This window comes from Winogradskyella poriferorum (genome assembly GCF_050618035.1).
Taxonomy (GTDB): domain Bacteria; phylum Bacteroidota; class Bacteroidia; order Flavobacteriales; family Flavobacteriaceae; genus Winogradskyella; species Winogradskyella poriferorum_A.
Genome location: NZ_JBODPY010000067.1, coordinates 1 through 250, shown reverse-complemented (window position 1 = coordinate 250; position 250 = coordinate 1). Strand labels below are relative to the sequence as shown.

General features: G+C 37.2%; 1 pseudogene. It reads right to left on the bottom strand.

Features of this window, described 5'->3' with window-relative positions:
- Nucleotides 1–189: pseudogene (locus ACRHOC_RS14950) on the bottom strand (peptidase M28); the annotation flags it as partial.
- Between the last annotated feature and the right edge of the window lie 61 nt (nucleotides 190–250).

Sequence of the window (250 nt, the reverse complement as noted above, 5' to 3'; positions counted from 1 at the left end):
CCAATGTTGGTAATCCATTTTATCGGCTTCATCATGGACATGATGATAATAGTCAAAATTTGTGAAGTCAACGGTAGAAATGGCATGCGCAGGAATATTGAATTCCCTATAAAACCGAAAATTATCAGATGTAAAAAAGAGCTGAAACTCTTTCGCCTTTGGAAAAAATCCAACTACGTCTTCCCCCAAGTATTCATGCAGTTTAGGAGCAAAATTTGTTCGGTTATATCCGCTCATATAAGACAACCGT